This is a genomic window from Streptomyces sp. PH9007, assembly GCF_059813725.1.
The window spans coordinates 2063663-2083603 of sequence record NZ_CM187440.1 but is presented as its reverse complement, the minus strand read 5'-3'; the positions used below and the strand labels follow the sequence as shown (position 1 = coordinate 2083603).

Annotated in this window: 14 protein-coding genes and 3 rRNA genes; 11 read left to right on the top strand and 6 right to left on the bottom strand. The window is 69.1% G+C overall.

Features of this window, described 5'->3' with window-relative positions; all coding sequences use genetic code 11:
• The first annotated feature begins 1 nt into the window (after position 1).
• The 6 genes from ACTFAP_RS09310 (at position 2) to ACTFAP_RS09285 (ending at position 6378) form a co-directional block, all read left to right on the top strand.
• Positions 2-1372 carry a phosphomannomutase/phosphoglucomutase gene (locus tag ACTFAP_RS09310; protein ID WP_495684198.1) on the top strand — a complete coding sequence of 457 codons (1371 nt, stop codon included), beginning with the start codon at positions 2-4 and terminating at the stop codon, positions 1370-1372.
• A 117-nt stretch (positions 1373-1489) separates the two neighbouring features.
• Positions 1490-1672: a Trm112 family protein gene (locus tag ACTFAP_RS09305; RefSeq protein WP_030735568.1), complete on the top strand. Its 183-nt coding sequence runs from the start codon at positions 1490-1492 to the stop codon at positions 1670-1672.
• Positions 1669-2823 carry an SIS domain-containing protein gene (locus ACTFAP_RS09300; RefSeq protein WP_500468779.1) on the top strand — a complete coding sequence of 385 codons (1155 nt, stop codon included), beginning with the start codon at positions 1669-1671 and terminating at the stop codon, positions 2821-2823. The genes ACTFAP_RS09305 and ACTFAP_RS09300 overlap by 4 nt, the downstream gene beginning before the upstream one ends.
• Positions 2824-2842: 19 nt before the next feature.
• Positions 2843-4057, top strand: a complete 1215-nt coding sequence (gene manA, locus ACTFAP_RS09295; RefSeq protein WP_500468778.1) for a mannose-6-phosphate isomerase, class I — start codon at positions 2843-2845, stop codon at positions 4055-4057.
• A gap of 215 nt (positions 4058-4272) precedes the next feature.
• The gene (gene ahcY / locus ACTFAP_RS09290) at positions 4273-5703 is read left to right on the top strand and encodes an adenosylhomocysteinase (protein WP_500468777.1); all 1431 of its coding nucleotides are present in this window, start codon (positions 4273-4275) and stop codon (positions 5701-5703) included.
• 48 nt (positions 5704-5751) lie between these two features.
• Complete coding sequence (locus ACTFAP_RS09285) at positions 5752-6378, top strand: hypothetical protein (RefSeq protein WP_500468776.1); 627 nt, start codon at positions 5752-5754, stop codon at positions 6376-6378.
• Here the strand turns inward: ACTFAP_RS09285 and ACTFAP_RS09280 are convergent.
• Entirely contained in the window at positions 6362-7204 is an 843-nt protein-coding gene (locus ACTFAP_RS09280) for an RDD family protein (protein ID WP_500468775.1), read from the bottom strand. The two genes, ACTFAP_RS09285 and ACTFAP_RS09280, sit on opposite strands and share 17 nt — an antisense overlap.
• 38 nt (positions 7205-7242) lie before the next feature.
• Between ACTFAP_RS09280 and ACTFAP_RS09275 the strand changes: the two genes are divergently transcribed.
• The 4 genes from ACTFAP_RS09275 (at position 7243) to rrf (ending at position 13742) form a co-directional block, all read left to right on the top strand.
• On the top strand, positions 7243-8250 hold the full coding sequence (locus tag ACTFAP_RS09275) for a stage II sporulation protein M (RefSeq protein ID WP_390121875.1): 1008 nt from the start codon (positions 7243-7245) through the stop codon (positions 8248-8250).
• Between the two features lie 484 nt (positions 8251-8734).
• Positions 8735-10264: ribosomal RNA gene (locus ACTFAP_RS09270) — 16S ribosomal RNA — on the top strand.
• Positions 10265-10452: 188 nt separating this feature from the next.
• Positions 10453-13575, top strand: a 23S ribosomal RNA gene (locus ACTFAP_RS09265).
• A 50-nt stretch (positions 13576-13625) separates the two neighbouring features.
• A 5S ribosomal RNA gene (gene rrf, locus ACTFAP_RS09260) occupies positions 13626-13742 on the top strand.
• The 16S, 23S and 5S rRNA genes sit together here, the layout of an rRNA operon.
• Positions 13743-13835: 93 nt before the next feature.
• On the opposite strand, the gene ACTFAP_RS09255 is transcribed toward rrf, so the two are convergent.
• Positions 13836-14708 (bottom strand): aldo/keto reductase family oxidoreductase, encoded by an 873-nt coding sequence (locus tag ACTFAP_RS09255; RefSeq protein ID WP_500468774.1) that lies wholly within the window; start codon positions 14706-14708, stop codon positions 13836-13838.
• A 145-nt stretch (positions 14709-14853) separates the two neighbouring features.
• On the opposite strand from ACTFAP_RS09255, the gene ACTFAP_RS09250 reads away from it, so the two are divergent.
• Positions 14854-15717, top strand: coding sequence for a LysR family transcriptional regulator (locus ACTFAP_RS09250; RefSeq protein WP_436980628.1), 864 nt, complete (start codon positions 14854-14856; stop codon positions 15715-15717).
• A gap of 22 nt (positions 15718-15739) precedes the next feature.
• Here ACTFAP_RS09250 and ACTFAP_RS09245 read toward each other — a convergent pair whose 3' ends face one another.
• From ACTFAP_RS09245 to ACTFAP_RS09230, 4 genes are read right to left on the bottom strand one after another with little or no spacing between them, the layout of a single operon-like run.
• Positions 15740-17047: a DUF58 domain-containing protein gene (locus ACTFAP_RS09245; protein WP_500468773.1), complete on the bottom strand. Its 1308-nt coding sequence runs from the start codon at positions 17045-17047 to the stop codon at positions 15740-15742.
• The gene (locus ACTFAP_RS09240; RefSeq protein ID WP_390123143.1) at positions 17047-18030 is read right to left on the bottom strand and encodes an AAA family ATPase; all 984 of its coding nucleotides are present in this window, start codon (positions 18028-18030) and stop codon (positions 17047-17049) included. Before ACTFAP_RS09240 ends, ACTFAP_RS09245 begins: the two co-directional genes overlap by 1 nt.
• Positions 18027-19268 (bottom strand): DUF4350 domain-containing protein, encoded by a 1242-nt coding sequence (locus ACTFAP_RS09235; protein WP_500468772.1) that lies wholly within the window; start codon positions 19266-19268, stop codon positions 18027-18029. Before ACTFAP_RS09235 ends, ACTFAP_RS09240 begins: the two co-directional genes overlap by 4 nt.
• Positions 19265-19930, bottom strand: a complete 666-nt coding sequence (locus ACTFAP_RS09230; protein ID WP_500468771.1) for a DUF4129 domain-containing protein — start codon at positions 19928-19930, stop codon at positions 19265-19267. Before ACTFAP_RS09230 ends, ACTFAP_RS09235 begins: the two co-directional genes overlap by 4 nt.
• Positions 19931-19941: the final 11 nt, after the last annotated feature.

The following is a 19941-nucleotide window of genomic DNA, read 5'->3' as shown; positions in this document are numbered from 1 at the left end:
TGTGCCCGCAACGGACCTGTCACAGCTCGTCAAGGCTTACGACGTACGCGGGGTCGTCCCCGACCAGTGGGACGAACACCTCGCCGAACTCTTCGGCGCCGCCTTCGTCGAGGTCGCCCTCGGCGACAGCGACGGCATCGTCATCGGCCACGACATGCGGCCCTCCTCGCCCGGCCTCGCTCACGCCTTCGCGCGCGGCGCCGCCGCCCGCGGCGCCGACGTGACCGAGATCGGGCTGTGTTCGACCGATCAGCTGTACTACGCGAGCGGCGCGCTCGACCTGCCGGGCGCCATGTTCACCGCCAGCCACAACCCCGCCCGGTACAACGGCATCAAGATGTGCCGCTCCGGTGCCAGGCCCGTCGGGCAGGACAGCGGACTCGCCGAGATCCGCGCCCTGGTGGAGCGGTGGGCGGACAGCGGCGCGCCGGAGCCCGTCGCCACCCCCGGCACCATCACCGAACGCGATGTGCTGGAGGACTACGCCGGCCATCTGCGCGGCCTGGTCGACCTCACCGCCATCCGCCCGCTGAAGGTCGCCATCGACGCGGGCAACGGCATGGGCGGCCACACAGCTCCCACCGTCTTCGCCGGCCTGCCCGTCGAGGTCGACCCGATGTACTTCGAACTCGACGGCACCTTCCCGAACCACGAGGCCAACCCGCTGGACCCGGCCAACATCGTGGACCTCCAGGCCCGGGTGCGGGAGACCGGCGCCGATGTCGGACTCGCCTTCGACGGCGACGCCGACCGCTGCTTCGTCGTCGACGAACGCGGCGAACCCGTCTCCCCGTCCGCCATCACCGCGCTGGTCGCCGCCCGCGAACTGGCCAAGGCCCCCGGCTCCGCCGTCATCCACAACCTCATCACCTCCTGGTCGGTGGCCGAGGTCGTCGAGGAGAACGGCGGCACCCCGGTGCGCACCCGGGTCGGCCACTCCTTCATCAAGGGCGAGATGGCCAGGACCGGCGCCATCTTCGGCGGCGAACACTCCGCCCACTACTACTTCCGCGACTTCTGGAACGCCGACACCGGCATGCTCGCCGCGCTGCACGTCCTCGCCGCCCTCGGCGGACAGGACGGCCCGCTCTCCCAGCTCGTCGCCGCCTACGACCGGTACCCCGCCTCCGGCGAGATCAACACCGAGGTCGCCGACCAGGCGGGCCGCACCGCCGCGGTCCGCGAACGGTACGAGGGCGGCAGCGACACGGACATCGACACCCTGGACGGGCTGACGGTCACCACCCCCGACTGGTGGTTCAACCTGCGCCCCTCCAACACCGAGCCCCTGCTGCGGCTGAACGTCGAGGCCAGGGACGAGGAGACCGTGGCCAGGATCCGCGACGAGGTCCTCGCCCTCATCACGGCCTGACCCGGCCGTCACCACTGCCGCTGCCGCCGCCCGCCCGTCCGGACGGGCGGCGGTAGGCTGAGGAACCCCGGCGCGACACCCGCGCACCGTCCGCAACTCCCCGGAGGGACACCACCCATGCCGCTCGTCGAAGCCGCGCTGCTGGAGATCCTCGCCTGTCCCGTGTGCCACGCACCGCTCCGGGAGGACGAGGACCGCTCCGAACTGATCTGCACCGACGCCGGCTGCGGCCTCGCCTACCCGGTCCGGGACGGCGTCCCCGTCCTCCTGGAGGACGAGGCCCGCAGGCCCGCCCGGTGATCGACGAGACCCTGCTGGACGACTCCGAGCGGCTGCTGCGCGCCGACACCCGCGGCCTGCTGCGCGGAGCCGCCACCGCCGGGGCACAGGTACGCACCGCCGCCCGCGCCGCCACCGAGGCCGGCATCGACGGGCTGCGCCCCGAAGGCCGCCCCGGCACCATCCTCATCGCCGGCACCGGCCCCGAAGTACCCCTCGCCGCCGACCTGCTGACCGCCCTGCCCGCAAGTGCCTCCCGGCCGGAGGCCGCGGGAGGCTCCGCGCCCCTGGCCGTGCTGCCCGCCACCGGGCCGCTCGCCGCACCCGGCGCCCTGCGCTGGACGCTGCCGCGCTGGGCCGGCCCCATGGACCTGCTGCTCATCACCTCGGCCGAGGGCACCGAGGCCGGGCTGTCGCTCCTGGTGGACGCCGCCTACCGGCGCGGCTGCTCCATCGTCTCCGTCACCCCGGCCGGCAGCCCGCTCGCCGAGGCCACCGCGCACCGCCGCAACCTCACCGTGCCGCTCACCCGGCCCGCCCACCTGGAGTCCGCCGGACACCTTCCTCCGGCCTTCGGCCCGTACTGGTCCCTGCTCACCCCGCTGCTGCTGCTCGGTGACCGGCTCGGCCTGTACGAGGGCGCCGGACAGGCCGAAGTGGCCGCCCTCGCCGACCGGCTCGACCGGCACGCCGAACGCTGCGGCCCCACCGCCCCCACGGCGGGCAACCCCGGCAAGACCCTGGCCACCGAATGCTCCGCCGCCCTGCCGCTGCTGTGGAGCGAGGGCCCGCTGGCCGGCGCCGTCGCCCGGCACTGCACCGCCACGTTCACCGCGCTCGCCGGCACCCCCGCGCTCGCCGCCGCGCTGCCCGGCGCCCTCACCGCCCACGGCGCGCTGCTCACCCGCACCACCCACACCTCCGAGGACGACTTCTTCCGCGACCGCGTCGACGAACCCGAGGCACCGCGCCCGCGCGTCCTCCTGCTGCGCGAGGACGCCGCGGCCGTCCCGGCCGAAAGCGCCGTGACCGCCGCCCGCGACCTCGCCCGTGACCACGGCATCGCCCTGGGCGAGATCGCCCCCGCCGAGGACGCCGAAGGTCCGCTGGCCGCCCTCGCCGACCTCCTCGCCCCCCTGGATTTCGCCGCCGTTTACCTGACGCTCGCCTGACGCCCGGAATCATGGGGTCATGGACAGCCTCGACAACCCGATCCGGCCCTACGCCTGGGGCTCGACGACCGCCCTCCCGGCACTGCTGGGCACCGAGCCCACCGGCGAACCCCAGGCCGAACTGTGGATGGGCGCCCACCCCGGCGCCCCCTCCCGCCTGAACCGCGGCGCCGGACCCCGCACCCTCGGCGAGATCATCACCGCCGACCCCGAGAGCGAACTCGGCCCGCGCGCCCTCGCCGCCTTCGGCCCCCGGCTGCCCTTCCTCCTCAAGGTGCTCGCCGCCGGCTCCCCGCTCTCCCTCCAGGTCCACCCCTCCCGCTCCCAGGCCCAGAGCGGCTTCGCGGACGAGGAGCGCAGGGGCGTCCCCCTCGACGCCCCGCACCGCAACTACAAGGACGCCAACCACAAACCCGAACTCATCTGCGCCCTCACCCCGTTCGAGGGACTGTGCGGCTTCCGCCCCGCCGCGCGGGCCGCCGCCCTCCTGGAGGGCCTGGGCATCGACGAACTCAAGCCGTACGCGCTCACCCTGCGCTCCCGGCCCGCGGACGAGGCGCTGCGCGAGGTCCTCACCGGCCTCCTCGGCGCCGACCGCACCACCCTCGCCCCGACCGTCGACCGGGCCGCCCGCGCCGCCGAACGCCTCGGCGGCGACTACGCCCCGTACGCCGGCATCGCCCGGCACCACCCCGGCGACCCCGGGGTACTCGCCGCGATGCTGCTCCACCACGTCACGCTGCGGCCGGGCGAGGCCCTGTACCTCGGTGCCGGCGTCCCGCACGCCTACCTCAGCGGCCTGGGCGTCGAGATCATGGCCAACTCCGACAACGTGCTGCGCTGCGGTCTCACCCCCAAGCACGTCGACATCCCCGAACTGCTGCGGGTCGTCCGCTTCGAACCCACCGACGCCGGCGTCCTGCGCCCCGAACCCGGCCCCGGCGGCGAGGAGGTGTACCCGGCGCCCATCGACGAGTTCCGGCTCTCCCGCTACGTCCTGGCGGCGGACGCCGGAACGGATACCGGAACGCACACCGGCACCGGCGCCCGGACCATCCCGGCCGGCGGACCCCAGATCCTGCTGTGCACCCACGGCACGGTCACCCTGCGCACCGACGCCCCGGAGAGCGCCGAACTGACCCTGCGCCCTGGCCGTTCCGCGTACGTACCGGCGTCCGAAACCGTCACGATCACCGGCCCCGGCACCCTCTTCCGTGCCACTGTGGCCCAGTGACCGCACCGCCCAAGGCGTGTAGATTTGGGCCCGGAGTAGGAGTAGACGTCGCTGCTGATGGCAGTCGGGCGGCCGTGAGGCCCGGCCCGGCCGAGGGGTAAGAAGGCCCTCCGACGGATGCGAAGCCCGGGCCCCCGCACGCCTCGCGCGCCGCGTGGTTCGTCCGGCAACTGCATTCTGTCCGTCAGCCAACCCTCCCAGGAGGAGCAGCAGTCATGTCCCACGACCAGGACCAGGACTTCAAGGTCGCCGATCTCTCGCTGGCCGCCTTCGGGCGCAAAGAGATCACCCTCGCCGAGCACGAGATGCCGGGCCTGATGGCGATCCGCGAGGAGTACGCCGCATCCCAGCCGCTGGCCGGCGCCCGTATCACCGGCTCGCTGCACATGACCGTGCAGACCGCCGTCCTCATCGAGACCCTCGTCGCGCTCGGCGCACGCGTCCGCTGGGCCTCCTGCAACATCTTCTCCACCCAGGACCACGCGGCCGCCGCCATCGCCGAGGCCGGCATCCCCGTCTTCGCCTGGAAGGGCGAGACGCTCGAAGAGTACTGGTGGTGCACCGAGCAGGCCCTCACCTGGGCCGACTCCCCGACCGGCGGCCCCAACATGATCCTGGACGACGGCGGCGACGCCACCGTCCTGGTCCACAAGGGCGTCGAGTACGAGAAGGCCGGCGCCGTTCCGGACCCGGCCACCGCCGCGGAGAGCGACGAGCACCGCGTCATCCTCGAACTGCTCACCCGCACCCTCGCCGAGAGCCCGCAGAAGTGGACGCGGGCCTCCGCCGAGATCCAGGGCGTGACCGAGGAGACCACCACCGGCGTCCACCGCCTGTACGAGATGTTCCGGGACGGCAGCCTGCTCTTCCCGGCCATCAACGTGAACGACTCCGTCACCAAGTCGAAGTTCGACAACAAGTACGGCTGCCGCCACTCCCTCATCGACGGCATCAACCGCGCCACCGATGTCCTCATCGGCGGCAAGGTCGCCGTCGTGTGCGGCTACGGCGACGTCGGCAAGGGCTGCGCCGAGTCGCTGCGCGGCCAGGGCGCGCGCGTCATCATCACCGAGATCGACCCGATCTGCGCGCTCCAGGCCGCCATGGACGGCTACCAGGTGGCCCGCCTGGACGACGTGGTGGAGACCGCCGACATCTTCGTCACCACCACCGGCAACAAGGACATCATCATGGCCGCCGACATGGTGCGGATGAAGCACCAGGCGATCGTCGGCAACATCGGCCACTTCGACAACGAGATCGACATGGCCGGCCTCGCCAAGATCCCGGGTGTGGTGCGCGAGGAGGTCAAGCCGCAGGTGCACACCTGGACCTTCCCCGACGGGCACGCCATCATCGTGCTCTCCGAGGGCCGGCTGCTGAACCTGGGCAACGCCACCGGGCACCCCTCGTTCGTGATGTCCAACAGCTTCGCCAACCAGACGATCGCCCAGATCGAGCTGTTCACGAAGCCCGACGCGTACCCGGTGGGCGTCTACACCCTGCCCAAGCACCTGGACGAGAAGGTCGCCCGGCTCCACCTGGACGCCCTCGGTGTCCGGCTGACCGAGCTGACCAAGGACCAGGCCGACTACATCGGCGTCCCGGTCGAGGGCCCCTACAAGGCGGACCACTACCGCTACTGATCCACTCGGCACGACGCGACCTGGCATGAGGGCCGTATCCTGGCCCTCATGCCACGCGGCCGTTACAGCCTCCACGACCCGTACGACGGAACACCGCTGGGGGAGGAGCGCTTCCAGTGCGCTCCCGGCCCGCACGGCTGGCGCTACGTCTCGCGCACCACCGCCGCGGACGGCGCCCCGGCCGGCTCCGTGGATCTCACCCTGGACGATCTCGGCCGCCCGCTGCGGCTCGAACTCCACGCCGGCGACTGGCAGGTACGCGGTGCCGCGCTGTCCGGGGTGACGTGGGTGCGTACCGATCCCACCGGCGAACTCGCCCAGGAGGGCAACGCGGCGGCGCACGGTTTCGCCGGGCGCTCGCCGGCGCATCTGCTGGCCGTCGCCCAGCTGCTGCGGCTGCGCGCGGGGGAGGGGGCGACCCGGGTCCGGCTGGTGGAGTTCACCGAGCCGGTGCTGGCGCCGCGCACCCGGGACGAGACGTGGTCGCTGCTGGGCAGCGAGACCCACGCGGCGGAGGGCGGCGGGGCGCTGACCGTCCACGCGTACCGGATCGACGACCAGGAGACGGGGGAGCGGCACACCCTGCATCTGGCGGGTGATGTGGTGCTGTCGGGGCCGGGGATCGAGCTGGAGGAGCTGGACACGCCGCCCTCGGAGTTCAGGACGGCGGGGTAGGACCGCCGGGGGAGGGCCGCCGCTCGGCGAGGACCGGGGCGGGCGCGTACGGGGGGACGTGCGGGGCCGCCGCGGGGCCGCGGCCGAAGACCCGCTCGCTGTCCCGGCGCCGCCGTTCGGCCGCCACCGCCGACAGATAGCCGGCCGGATGCAGGCCGGGCGGCGCGGGCGTGCCCACCCGGGTGGCGAGGTCCCCGGCGAGCCGCTGCCCCATGGACCAGGCGGCCGTGGGCTCCATCTTGCCCATCCGGGTCAGGTACTGGCGTACCGCGAGCCACAGCCCGTCCGGCACCTGGGAGAGGTCGAGTGCGGTGAACTGCCCGGCCAGCTCGGGCGGCGGCGCGGGCAGCGGGAGGGTGCGGCGGCCGGGGAGCCGCTCGCGGACCACCAGGGTCCCGGCGAACACGTCGCCGAGCCGGCGTCCCTGGGGCGAGACGAGGGAGGCGATCAGGGCGACGGATCCGCCGGTCATGATGATCTCGACGAAGCCGATCACGCCGCGCACCAGCGCGTGCCGGAACCGTACGGGTCCGCCGTCCGTGCGCACCACGCGCAGCCCGAGGACCAGCTTGCCGAGCGAGCGCCCCTGGGTGAGGGTCTCGACCGCGATCGGCACCCCGATGAGGATGAGGATCAGCAGCGCGACCTGCACGGCCTGCGCGGTGGCGAAGCCCAGCGGGACGACGGCCGACAGGAGCAGCAGGCTGATCAGCAGATAGCCGGTGATGATGAGGAGGGCGTCGATGGCGATCGCCAGCGCCCGAGTCGGGACCCGCGCGGGCTGGAGCCCGAGCACCACCGCATCACCCGTGACGAGTTGACTCATCTGCCCAGTCTCGCATTGTCATCTGGGAAGCTTTCCCTATGGATCTCGATGTCTTCATGGCCGCGCACGGGCCGGAGTGGGACCGGCTGGACCAGCTGCTGCGGCGGCGCCGGCGGCTCAGCGGGGCCGAGACGGACGAACTGGTGGTGTTGTACCAGCGCACCTCGACGCAGCTGTCGCAGATCCAGTCCTCCTCACCCGATCCGGTGCTGATCAACCGGCTGACCACGCTGGTGGCGCGGGCACGGGCGAAGGTGGTGGGGACGCGGAAGGCCACGTGGCGGGACGCGGCGCACTTCTTCACGGCCGGCTTCCCGGCGGCGCTGTACCGCACCCGGCGGTGGTGGGTGCCGGTGGCGGTGCTCTTCACGCTGGCCGTGGCGGGCATGGGGTGGTGGATCGCGGCCAACCCCGAGGTGCAGGCGTCGATGGCGGCACCGGAGGAGCTGCGGGAGATGACGCGTCCCGGCGGTCAGTACGAGACGTACTACTCCAGCAGTCCGGCGGCGGCGTTCTCGGCCCAGGTGTGGACGAACAACGCGCAGGTGGCGGGGATGTCGCTGGCGTTCGGTGCGCTGCTCGGGATCCCGGTGCTGTGGGTGCTGTTCACGAACGCGGTGAATGTGGCGACGGGCCTGGGGCTGATGGCGTCGGCCGACCGGCTCGACGTGTTCCTGGGGCTGATCCTGCCGCACGGGCTGCTGGAGCTGACGGCGGTGTTCGTGGCGGCGGGGGTAGGGCTGCGGCTCGGCTGGACGGTGCTGGACCCGGGACCGCGGACCCGGCTGACGGCGCTGGCGGCCGAGGGCCGGGCGGCGATCGGGATGGCGCTGGGTCTGGCGCTGGTGCTGTTCGTCTCCGGACTGATCGAGGGCTTCGTGACCCCGTCGGGGTTGCCGACCTGGGCGCGGATCGCGATCGGGGTGGTGGCGGAGCTGGCGTTCCTGGCGTACGTGTTCGTGGTCGGGAAGCGCGCGGTGGAGGCCGGCGAGACGGGTGACATGGCCGAGGCCGACCGGCCGGCCGAGGTACCTGTCGCGGCCTGAGCAGTGGATTTGACGGTGGGGTGGGGGATGCGTAATGTTCTCCGAGCTGTCCGCCCCTCGGGGCCTGGACGGCACATCTCGCCGCACATGATCACGCGATCACGAAAGCGGCACTCACTCGAAAGAGAACGACCCTGCGAGGGCCTTATTTGGCTTGCCCAAATTCGGTACTCGGCCCCGGATTTTGAATCCGGCGGGGAAATCCTCTAAAGTAGTGAACACGCCGGAGGGCGAAAAACTTACCGGGCCGAAAGGCCCAACTCCTCTCAGCGGAGGCCAAGTTCGGGAAACCGAGTGTGGTAAGCTGGGAAACACGAAGGGAAAGCCCGGAGGGGCCCGAGAGGGAACCAAAGGAAGCATCCGTTCCTTGAGAACTCAACAGCGTGCCAAATAGTCAATGCCAGATTATTTACTGAAGTCTGTGCCTCGACCTCGTCTGAGGTGCAGCAATTAGCGAGGATTTTCCTTGCTCTTACATGAAGCATTCATGGAGAGTTTGATCCTGGCTCAGGACGAACGCTGGCGGCGTGCTTAACACATGCAAGTCGAACGATGAACCGGTTTCGGCCGGGGATTAGTGGCGAACGGGTGAGTAACACGTGGGCAATCTGCCCTGCACTCTGGGATAAGCCCGGGAAACTGGGTCTAATACCGGATACGACACATGAGGGCATCCTCGTGTGTGGAAAGTTCCGGCGGTGCAGGATGAGCCCGCGGCCTATCAGCTTGTTGGTGGGGTAGTGGCCTACCAAGGCGACGACGGGTAGCCGGCCTGAGAGGGTGACCGGCCACACTGGGACTGAGACACGGCCCAGACTCCTACGGGAGGCAGCAGTGGGGAATATTGCACAATGGGCGAAAGCCTGATGCAGCGACGCCGCGTGAGGGATGACGGCCTTCGGGTTGTAAACCTCTTTCAGCAGGGAAGAAGCGAAAGTGACGGTACCTGCAGAAGAAGCACCGGCTAACTACGTGCCAGCAGCCGCGGTAATACGTAGGGTGCAAGCGTTGTCCGGAATTATTGGGCGTAAAGAGCTCGTAGGCGGCCTGTCGCGTCGATTGTGAAAGCCCAGGGCTTAACCCTGGGTCTGCAGTCGATACGGGCAGGCTAGAGTTCGGTAGGGGAGATCGGAATTCCTGGTGTAGCGGTGAAATGCGCAGATATCAGGAGGAACACCGGTGGCGAAGGCGGATCTCTGGGCCGATACTGACGCTGAGGAGCGAAAGCGTGGGGAGCGAACAGGATTAGATACCCTGGTAGTCCACGCCGTAAACGGTGGGCACTAGGTGTGGGCAACATTCCACGTTGTCCGTGCCGCAGCTAACGCATTAAGTGCCCCGCCTGGGGAGTACGGCCGCAAGGCTAAAACTCAAAGGAATTGACGGGGGCCCGCACAAGCGGCGGAGCATGTGGCTTAATTCGACGCAACGCGAAGAACCTTACCAAGGCTTGACATACACCGGAAACGGCCAGAGATGGTCGCCCCCTTGTGGTCGGTGTACAGGTGGTGCATGGCTGTCGTCAGCTCGTGTCGTGAGATGTTGGGTTAAGTCCCGCAACGAGCGCAACCCTTATCCTGTGTTGCCAGCGGATCCCTTCGGGGGTGCCGGGGACTCACGGGAGACTGCCGGGGTCAACTCGGAGGAAGGTGGGGACGACGTCAAGTCATCATGCCCCTTATGTCTTGGGCTGCACACGTGCTACAATGGCCGGTACAATGAGCTGCGATACCGCGAGGTGGAGCGAATCTCAAAAAGCCGGTCTCAGTTCGGATTGGGGTCTGCAACTCGACCCCATGAAGTCGGAGTCGCTAGTAATCGCAGATCAGCATTGCTGCGGTGAATACGTTCCCGGGCCTTGTACACACCGCCCGTCACGTCATGAAAGTCGGTAACACCCGAAGCCGGTGGCCTAACCCCTTGTGGGAGGGAGCTGTCGAAGGTGGGACTGGCGATTGGGACGAAGTCGTAACAAGGTAGCCGTACCGGAAGGTGCGGCTGGATCACCTCCTTTCTAAGGAGCTTCTAGACCGCGATAGCGGTCCAGAGCCACTACGCCGGCGAGTGTTCGGCGGTGGTTTGCTCATGGGTGGAACATTGACTGCAACATTTGGTTCGCTGTTGGGTGTCTGAAGGTACGGCTGTGAAAGGTCGAATCTTCGGTTGTTGTTTGAGAATTGCACAGTGGACGCGAGCATCTGTGGCCAAGTTTTTAAGGGCGCACGGTGGATGCCTTGGTACCAGGAACCGATGAAGGACGTGGGAGGCCGCGATAGTCCCCGGGGAGTTGTCAACCTAGCTGTGATCCGGGGGTTTCCGAATGGGGAAACCCGGCAGTCGTTATGGGCTGTCACCCACTGCTGAATGTATAGGCGGTGTGGAGGGAACGCGGGGAAGTGAAACATCTCAGTACCCGCAGGAAGAGAAAACAACCGTGATTCCGGGAGTAGTGGTGAGCGAAACCGGAGGAGGCTAAACCGTATGTGTGTGATACCCGGCAGGGGTTGCGCATGCGGGGTTGTGGGAGCTTTTTTGATCGTTCTGCCGGACGGTCGGTGAGTAAGAAACTGTGTGGATAGGCGAAGGGCATGCGAAAGGCCCGGCGTAGAGGGTAAGACCCCCGTAGCTGAAATCTGCATGGCTCACTTAGAGGTTTCCCAAGTAGCATGGGGCCCGAGAAATCCTGTGTGAATCTGGCGGGACCACCCGTTAAGCCTAAATATTCCCTGGTGACCGATAGTGGATAGTACCGTGAGGGAATGGTGAAAAGTACCGCGGGAGCGGAGTGAAATAGTTCCTGAAACCGTGTGCCTACAAGCCGTGGGAGCGTCGTCATGCGCACTTGTGTGTATGGCCGTGACTGCGTGCCTTTTGAAGAATGAGCCTGCGAGTTTGCGGTGTGTTGCGAGGTTAACCCGTGTGGGGTAGCCGTAGCGAAAGCGAGTCCGAACAGGGCGATTGAGTAGCATGCCCTAGACCCGAAGCGGAGTGATCTAGCCATGGGCAGGGTGAAGCGAGGGTAAGACCTCGTGGAGGCCCGAACCCACCAGAGTTGAAAATCTGGGGGATGACCTGTGGTTAGGGGTGAAAGGCCAATCAAACTCCGTGATAGCTGGTTCTCCCCGAAATGCATTTAGGTGCAGCGTCGTGTGTTTCTTGCCGGAGGTAGAGCACTGGATAGGTGATGGGCCTTACCGGGTTACTGACCTTAGCCAAACTCCGAATGCCGGTAAGTGAGAGCGCGGCAGTGAGACTGTGGGGGATAAGCTCCATGGTCGAGAGGGAAACAGCCCAGAGCATCGACTAAGGCCCCTAAGCGTGTGCTAAGTGGGAAAGGATGTGGAGTCGCAGAGACAACCAGGAGGTTGGCTTAGAAGCAGCCACCCTTGAAAGAGTGCGTAATAGCTCACTGGTCGAGTGATTCTGCGCCGACAATGTAGCGGGGCTCAAGTACACCGCCGAAGTCGTGTCACTACAACAATACTTCTAACGAAGGTTGTGGTGGGTAGGGGAGCGTCGTGTGCCGGGTGAAGCAGCCGTGGAAACGAGTTGTGGACGGTATGCGAGTGAGAATGCAGGCATGAGTAGCGATACAAGAGTGGGAAACTCTTGCGCCGATTGACTAAGGGTTCCTGGGTCAAGTTGATCTGCCCAGGGTAAGTCGGGGCCTAAGGCGAGGCCGACAGGCGTAGTCGATGGATAACCGGTTGATATTCCGGTACCCGTTGTGGAGCGCCAACGCTGAATCAGGCGATGCTAAGCCCGCGAAGCCGCCATCTGTCCCTTCGGGGGTGGGTGGAGTGGTGGAGTCGGTGGTCCAGACCTGTAGTAGGTGAGTGATGGGGTGACGCAGGAAGGTAGTCCAGCCCGGGCGGTGGTTGTCCCGGGGTAAGGGTGTGGCCCGTGGAGCAGGTAAATCCGTTCCACACGAGGGTGAGACCTGATGCCGAGCCGATTGTGGTGAAGTGGATGATCCTATGCTGTCGAGAAAAGCCTCTAGCGAGTTTCACAATGGCCCGTACCCTAAACCGACTCAGGTGGTCAGGTAGAGTATACCGAGGCGTTCGGGTGAACTATGGTTAAGGAACTCGGCAAAATGCCCCCGTAACTTCGGGAGAAGGGGGGCCATTTCTGGTGATGGAATTTACTTCCTGAGCTGGGGGTGGCCGCAGAGACCAGCGAGAAGCGACTGTTTACTAAAAACACAGGTCCGTGCGAAGCTGTAAGGCGATGTATACGGACTGACGCCTGCCCGGTGCTGGAACGTTAAGGGGACCGGTTAGTCACATTTCGGTGTGGCGAAGCTGAGAACTTAAGCGCCAGTAAACGGCGGTGGTAACTATAACCATCCTAAGGTAGCGAAATTCCTTGTCGGGTAAGTTCCGACCTGCACGAATGGCGTAACGACTTCTTGACTGTCTCAACCATAGGCCCGGTGAAATTGCACTACGAGTAAAGATGCTCGTTTCGCGCAGCAGGACGGAAAGACCCCGGGACCTTTACTATAGCTTGATATTGGTGTTCGGTTCGGTTTGTGTAGGATAGGTGGGAGACTGTGAAGCCTGGACGCTAGTTCAGGTGGAGTCGTTGTTGAAATACCACTCTGATCGTGCTGGATGTCTAACCTGGGTCCGTGATCCGGATCGGGGACAGTGTCTGGTGGGTAGTTTAACTGGGGCGGTTGCCTCCTAAAGAGTAACGGAGGCGCCCAAAGGTTCCCTCAGCCTGGTTGGTCATCAGGTGGTGAGTGTAAGTGCACAAGGGAGCTTGACTGTGAGACTGGCAGGTCGAGCAGGTGCGAAAGCAGGGACTAGTGATCCGGCGGTGGTTTGTGGAAGCGCCGTCGCTCAACGGATAAAAGGTACCCCGGGGATAACAGGCTGATCTTCCCCAAGAGTCCGTATCGACGGGATGGTTTGGCACCTCGATGTCGGCTCGTCGCATCCTGGGGCTGGAGTTGGTCCCAAGGGTTGGGCTGTTCGCCCATTAAAGCGGTACGCGAGCTGGGTTTAGAACGTCGTGAGACAGTTCGGTCCCTATCCGCTGTGCGCGTTGGAGTCTTGAGAAGGGCTGTCCCTAGTACGAGAGGACCGGGACGGACGAACCTCTGGTGTGCCAGTTGTTCTGCCAAGGGCATGGCTGGTTGGCTACGTTCGGGAGGGATAACCGCTGAAAGCATCTAAGCGGGAAGCCTGCTTCGAGATGAGGACTCCCACCCACTTGATGGGGTAAGGCTCCCTGTAGACGACAGGGTTGATAGGCCAGATATGGAAGCCTCGTGAGAGGTGGAGTTGACTGGTACTAATAGGCCGAGGGCTTGTCCTCAGATGCTCGCGTCCACTGTGATTTTTTTTCGAATGACAACCTTTTAGAGTTTCGGTGGTCATGGCGAAAGGGAAACGCCCGGTTACATTCCGAACCCGGAAGCTAAGCCTTTCAGCGCCGATGGTACTGCATGGGGGACCGTGTGGGAGAGTAGGTCGCCGCCGAACAATCTTTGAGAAGAGGCCCGTTGGGGGATTTCGATCCCCCAACGGGCCTCTTTCTGTTTTTCTGTGCCCTCGGAGCTGCCGGAGTTACCGGAGCTACCGGCCGATCGAGTCCAGTTCGGCGAGATCCTTCTCGGAGAGCGTGAGCCCCGCGCCGGCGACGTTCTCGCGCAGGTGGGCCACCGACGAGGTACCGGGAATGAGCAGGATGTTCGGCGACCGCCGCAGCAGCCACGCCAGGGCGACCGACATCCGCGTCGCCGCCAGCCGGTCGGCCACGGCGGACAGCGCCGTCGCCTGCAGCGGGGTGAAGCCACCGAGCGGGAAGAAGGGCACGTAGGCGATGCCCGCCCCGGCCAGCTCGTCGATCAGTGCGTCGTCCTGGCGGTGGGCGAGGTTGTACATGTTCTGCACGCACACGATCGGCGCGAGCGCCCGCGCCTCGGCGACCTGTTCCGCCGTCGCGTTGCTCACGCCCAGGTGCCGGATCAGGCCCTGCCGCTGGAGTTCCAGGAGAGCCTCGAAGGGCTCGGCGAGCGATTCCTGACGCGGGCCCTGGGCATCCCCGAGCCGCAGGTTCACCACGTCGAGCGCGTCAAGACCCAGGTCCTCGAGGTTCTCCCGTACCGCGTCGCGCAGTTCCTCCGGCCGGCGGGCGGGGATCCAGCCGCCGCGCTCGTCGCGCACGGCGCCGACCTTGGTGACGATGCGCAGGGGTGCGGCATAGGGATGCAGCGCCTCGCGGATCAGCCGGTTGGTGACACGTGGTCCGTAGGCGCCCGCGGTGTCGATGTGGCTGATCCCCAGGGCGACGGCCTCGCGCAGCACCGCCAGCGCCCCCGCAGGGTCGGCGGGCGGGCCCATGACCCCTGGGCCGGCCAGCTGCATGGCGCCGTAACCGAAGCGGGTCACGGTCAGATCGCCCAGGGCCCAGGTGCCGCCGGGCAGTGACGTGGAGGGTGTGGTCATGTCGGTGTCCTTCTCGCTGGGCCGGATGGCCGCTGAGGCTCGGTGAGCCGTTCAGCGTGATCCTCGCCCGCGGACGCGCCGTGCGGCCAACACCCATCCGGTGCACGGTGATACCTGGCCGGTATCACCGGTCTAGAGTGAGGGCGTGGACACCCTGGAGACCCGTGAGTTGAGGTACTTCGTCGCCGTCGCCGAGGAACTGCACTTCGGCCGTGCCGCCGAGCGCGTCGGGATCGCGCAGCCGCCGCTGTCGCGGGCGATCCAGCAGTTGGAGCGGCGGATCGGCGTCCCGCTGCTGACCCGTAACCGCCGTGGCGTCCGGCTGACGCGTGCGGGCGAGGTCCTGCTGCACGAGGGGCGTGCCGCCCTCGACGCGACCACGGCTGCCGCCCGCCGTGCCCGTCGCGCCGGTGGTGCCGGTGACCGCGAGGGCGGCGGCGAGCGTCTGGTGCTGGCGGTGAAGGCGGGCGCGTCCCACGACCTGCTGCACGCGCTCCTCGACGCCTACGCGGCCGGGCCGGGCGCCGCCGAGATCGAGGTGCTGCCGAGCGGTACCTGTGAGCAGGGCGAGATGCTGCGTGACGGTCGTGCCGATGTGGCGCTCATGCACGCCCCGTTCAACTCCCTCGCCGGATTCGACAGCGAGGAACTCAGGACCGAGGGACAGATCGCCGTCCTGCCGGCCGGGCACCCTCTCGCGGCGCGCGGTTCGCTGTCCCTGGCCGAGGTCGCCGGCATCCCCGGTCTGCCGCTCGCGCGGTGGGCCCGGCACGGCACGTACCCGCCCGGCCCGGGGCCGGAGATCCACGATCAGACGCAGCTGGCCCAGTTGATCGCCCTGGGCCGTACGGTGGCGGTCTTCCCCGACTCGGCCCGCGCCTGGCTGTGGGCCGAGCACGCCGCCGTCCCGCTGAGCGACGCGCCTCCCGTCGTCACGCACATCGCCTGGCCCGCGCACAGCCGTTCGCTGGCCCTCGCCGGGCTGGTCCGTACGGCCACCCGGTTGTGACGCGCGGCGTCCCGGGCGGGCACTAGAGTTTGCCGGCCGCCTTCAGTGAGAGGTACGCGTCCGCCACCGCCGGGGGGAGGTCGGCGGGTGGGGCCTCGACCACCGTGACGCCGAGCCGGGCCAGCCGGGCCTTCGTCCGGCGGCGTTCCTCGTCGTGCTGGGCCGCTGCCGCCGCCTCGTAGACGGCGGTGGCGGTGCCCCTGGCCGTGCGCATCTCCTCGACGCGCGGGTCGCCCACCGCCGCCACCAGCACGGTGTGACGCTGGGTCAGCTGCGGGAGTACGGGCAGCAGGCCCATCTCCACCGGGGCGGTCTCCAGCGTCGTGAACAGCACGATCAGCGAGCGCCGCGGGGCGCCGGCCCGGGCCGCGGTGGCCAGGGCGGTCATGTCGCTCTCGATCAGCGCGGGTTCCAGTGGTGCGAGGGCCTGGACGACGGCCGGCAGCACGTCCTTGCCGGTCCGGCCGCGTACGGCGGCGCGGGTGCGGCGGTCGAAGGCCAGCAGGTCGACGCGGTCGCCCGCGTGGGCGGCCAGCGCGGTCAGCAGCAGGGAGGCGTCCATCGCGGCGTCCAGGCGCGGGACGTCGCCGACCCGGCCGGCCGCCGTACGGCCGGTGTCCAGGACCAGCAGCAGATGGCGGTCGCGTTCGGGGCGCCAGGTGCGGACGGCCACGGCGGACTGGCGGGCGGTGGCCCGCCAGTCGATGGAACGGATGTCGTCCCCCGGCACGTAGTCGCGCAGGCTGTCGAACTCGGTGCCCTCGCCGCGCAGCATGACGCTGGTGCGGCCGTCCAGCTCGCGCAGCCTGGCCAGTTTGGACGGCAGGTGCTTGCGGCTGCTGAACGGCGGCAGGACCCGGACCGTACCCGGGACGCGGTGGCTGCCCTGGCGGGCGGCGAGACCGAGCGGGCCGTGCGAGCGGATCGTGACCCGTACCGCCGCGTGGTCGCCGCGGCGGGTGGGGTGCAGGACGGTGGTGACGCGGCGGCGTTCGCCGGCCGGGACGGTCAGGTGGTGGCGGGCGGCGGCGTACTGGGTGCCCGGCTGCCAGCTGCTGGGCGGCCAGGCGTCCCTGAGGTCCGCGGTCAGCGGCCGTCCGGAGAGGTTGGTGACCGTCAGGTCCACCTCCGCGCTCTCGCCCAGCCGGATGGAGACCGACGCGGGGCGGCTCAGGTGGAGCGTGCGGACCGGGGCGGCGCGCAGCAGGTCGTACCCGATGGCCGCCAGCAGCGGCAGGCAGACGGCGGCGATGCCGCCCCAGCCCGGCAGCAGGCCGGCGATCAGCGCCCCGAGCGCGGCGATGAGGGCGGTGCGTCCGGTCAGGGCCATCAGCGGGGGACCGGGACGTGCGCGAGGAGGCCGGTGATGACGGTGTCGGCGCTGATGCCCTCCATCTCGCTCTCCGGGCGCAGCCGGACGCGGTGCCGCAGGGTGGGCAGGGCGAGGGCCTTGACGTCGTCGGGGACGACGAAGGCGCGTCCGGACAGCCAGGCCCAGGCGCGGGCGGTGGACAGCAGGGCCTTGGCGCCGCGCGGGGAGACGCCCAGGGCGAGGGAGGGCGAGGTGCGGGTGGCGCGGCACAGGTCGACGACGTAGCCGCTGATCTCGGGGGAGACGGTGACCTTGGCGACCTCCTCGCGGGCGGCGGCGAGTTCGCCGGGGCCGGCGACGGTGCGCACGCCCGCGGCGGCCAGGTCGCGGGGGTCGAAGCCGGCGGCGTGCCGGTTGAGGACGTCGATCTCCTGCTCGCGGCTGGGCAGCGGGAGGGTCAGCTTGAGGAGGAAGCGGTCGAGCTGGGCCTCGGGGAGGGGGTAGGTGCCCTCGTACTCGACGGGGTTCTGGGTGGCGGCGACCAGGAACGGCTCGGGGAGCGGGCGCGGGGTGCCGTCGACGGAGACCTGGCGTTCCTCCATGGCTTCGAGCAGGGAGGCCTGGGTCTTGGGCGGGGTCCGGTTGATCTCGTCGGCCAGCAGGAGGTTGGTGAAGACCGGGCCGGCCTGGAAGGAGAACTCGGCGGTGCGGGTGTCGTAGACCAGCGAGCCGGTGATGTCGGAGGGCATCAGGTCGGGGGTGAACTGGACGCGCTTGGTGTCGAGTTCGAGTGCGGTGGCGAGGGTTTTGACCAGCAGGGTCTTGGCGACGCCCGGGACGCCTTCGAGGAGGACGTGGCCCTTGCACAGCAGGGCGACGACCAGGCCGGTGACGGCGGCGTCCTGGCCGACGACGGCCTTGCCGATCTCGCCGCGCAGGGCCTCCAGGGCGGTGCGGGGGGAGGACGGGGTGGGCTCGGCGGTTCCGGTCGGGCTGGTCACTGGCTCGGGTCCTTCGGGTCGGGGGTGAGGCTTGCTTCCAGGGCGTCGAGGTCGTCGGCGAGGGCGACGAGCGCGGGGTCGTCGGCGGGGGCCGGGCCGAAGAGGAGGGCGTGCAGGTCGGCGGCGGCCCGGTGGGTGTGGGCGGCGAGCGCGTGCAGCAGGTCCTCGGGGGTGTGGGCGGCGGCCGGGGCGACGCCGACGCGGGGTGCGAGGCGGGTGCGGGCGGCGGAGCGCAGGGCTTCGGCGGCGCGGTCGCGGGCGCCGTTGCGGTGGTAGAGGCGGGCGCGGCCCTCGGTGGTTTCGGCGGCGCGTACGGAGACGGGGAGCCGTTCGGTGACGACGGGGCCCAGGCGCCGGCCGCGCCAGAACGCGGTGAGTGCGGCGGCGATGGCGAGCTGGAGGGCGGCCCAGCGCCAGCCGGGGGCCATGAGGTCGGTGAGGCTGCGGTCGGCGCCGCTGCCGGGGGCGTCGGCGGCGGTGGGCAGGTACCAGATGAGGTGCTCGCGGGCGCCGAGGAGTTGCAGGGCCAGGGAGGCGTTGCCGTACGCGTCCAGGTTCGCGTTGTACAGCAGGTCGGGGGCGCCGAGCAGGACGGTCTCGGAGGGGCCGCCGGCGTGGTGGGTGACGAGGGTGGGCAGTCCGGCGAACGGGTAGCAGGCCGCGGCGGCGGTCGCCCGGTCGGTGTCGGGCGGCAGGAGGTAGCGGTGGCCGCCGAGCTGGGCGCTGCCGGCCCGCTCGGTGAGGTCGGTGGCGCAGCCGGGGTCGAGTTCGCCGGTGGGGGCGGACGGGGCGACCTCGATGCCGGGGGTGAAGGCGGCGGCGGTGTCGGGGCCCGCGCCGGCCAGGACCGTACGGGTGCCGGTGCGCAGGGTTTCGCGGCGCAGGGCGTCGCGGCGTTCGGGGGCGAGGTCTTCGGGGTGGGTGATGAGGAGGGTGGCGGCGGGCCAGTCGTTCCGGTCCAGGCGGTCCAGCTCGGCGAGTACCTCTTCGGAGGTGTGGACCACGGTGATGTCGACGCCGTGGTCGGTGAGGAGCTGACTGATGGCGCGGCTGCCGAGCGGGGCGGCGGAGCCGGGGTGCAGGGTGCCGTTGTCGCCGGAACGGAACAGGGCCAGGACGAGGCCGGTGATCAGGAGGGCGGCGGCGGCGATGAGCAGGCCGCGGCCGCGCCGCCACAGTCGGCGGGCGTCGGGGGAGACGGAGGTTCCGGTGTCCGTGCCGGTGTCGGTGGCGGTCATCGGGGGGCTCCGGCGCCGGTGAGGTCGGGTTTGGTACGCAGCACCGTCTCGTCCAGGTCGCGCAGTTCGTGGTGGTCGGTGGGGGTGGCCCGGCCGTCGCCGTAGGTGACGGCGTCGAAGGTGGTGGCGGCGGCGCGCAGCCGGGTGGCGAGGGCGGGCATGACGCGGGCGGCGTCGGTGGTGGCCTCGTTGGCGGTGCGTCCGGGGCGGGGGCCCAGGAGGGCGCGTTCCTCCAGGGAGCGGATGAGGGCGCGCAGTTGTTCCTGGACGGCCTGGTCCCACTGGCCGAGCTGGGCGTGCCGGGCGGCGGTGGCGCGGTGTTCGGCGGCGGTGCGGGGGCGGTTCTCGAACAGCGCGCCGCCGGTGCCCGAGCGGGCGGTGCGCAGGGCGCCCAGGCGCAGTCGCAGGGCGATGAGGAGGCCGATGACGACGAGGGTGAGGATGAAGACGCCGAGCCAGCCGCCGGGGGCGTGGAAGGCGACGGATTCGAGGGCGCCGAAGATCTGGTCGAGGACCCAGTTGAAGACCCGGCGGACGAGGCCGGGTTCGTGTTCGGCGTATATCTGCTGGGACAGTTCGCGCTCGGCCGCCTCGCGGGCGGCCTCGCGGTCGATGGTGAGCGGCGGTCCGTCGCCGTCTCCGGTCATGATGACGCTGATCATGCTGCTGTTCT

Coding starts and splice junctions, on each gene's coding strand:
- ACTFAP_RS09285 (WP_500468776.1), top strand. CDS start 5,752: ATGCCACGCGGCCGTTACAGCCTCCACGACCCGTACGACGGAACACCG.
- ahcY (WP_500468777.1), top strand. CDS start 4,273: ATGTCCCACGACCAGGACCAGGACTTCAAGGTCGCCGATCTCTCGCTG.
- ACTFAP_RS09230 (WP_500468771.1), bottom strand. CDS start 19,930: ATGATCAGCGTCATCATGACCGGAGACGGCGACGGACCGCCGCTCACC.
- ACTFAP_RS09280 (WP_500468775.1), bottom strand. CDS start 7,204: ATGAGTCAACTCGTCACGGGTGATGCGGTGGTGCTCGGGCTCCAGCCC.
- ACTFAP_RS09305 (WP_030735568.1), top strand. CDS start 1,490: ATGCCGCTCGTCGAAGCCGCGCTGCTGGAGATCCTCGCCTGTCCCGTG.
- ACTFAP_RS09245 (WP_500468773.1), bottom strand. CDS start 17,047: ATGGCCCTGACCGGACGCACCGCCCTCATCGCCGCGCTCGGGGCGCTG.
- ACTFAP_RS09255 (WP_500468774.1), bottom strand. CDS start 14,708: ATGACCACACCCTCCACGTCACTGCCCGGCGGCACCTGGGCCCTGGGC.
- ACTFAP_RS09235 (WP_500468772.1), bottom strand. CDS start 19,268: ATGACCGCCACCGACACCGGCACGGACACCGGAACCTCCGTCTCCCCC.
- manA (WP_500468778.1), top strand. CDS start 2,843: ATGGACAGCCTCGACAACCCGATCCGGCCCTACGCCTGGGGCTCGACG.
- ACTFAP_RS09275 (WP_390121875.1), top strand. CDS start 7,243: ATGGATCTCGATGTCTTCATGGCCGCGCACGGGCCGGAGTGGGACCGG.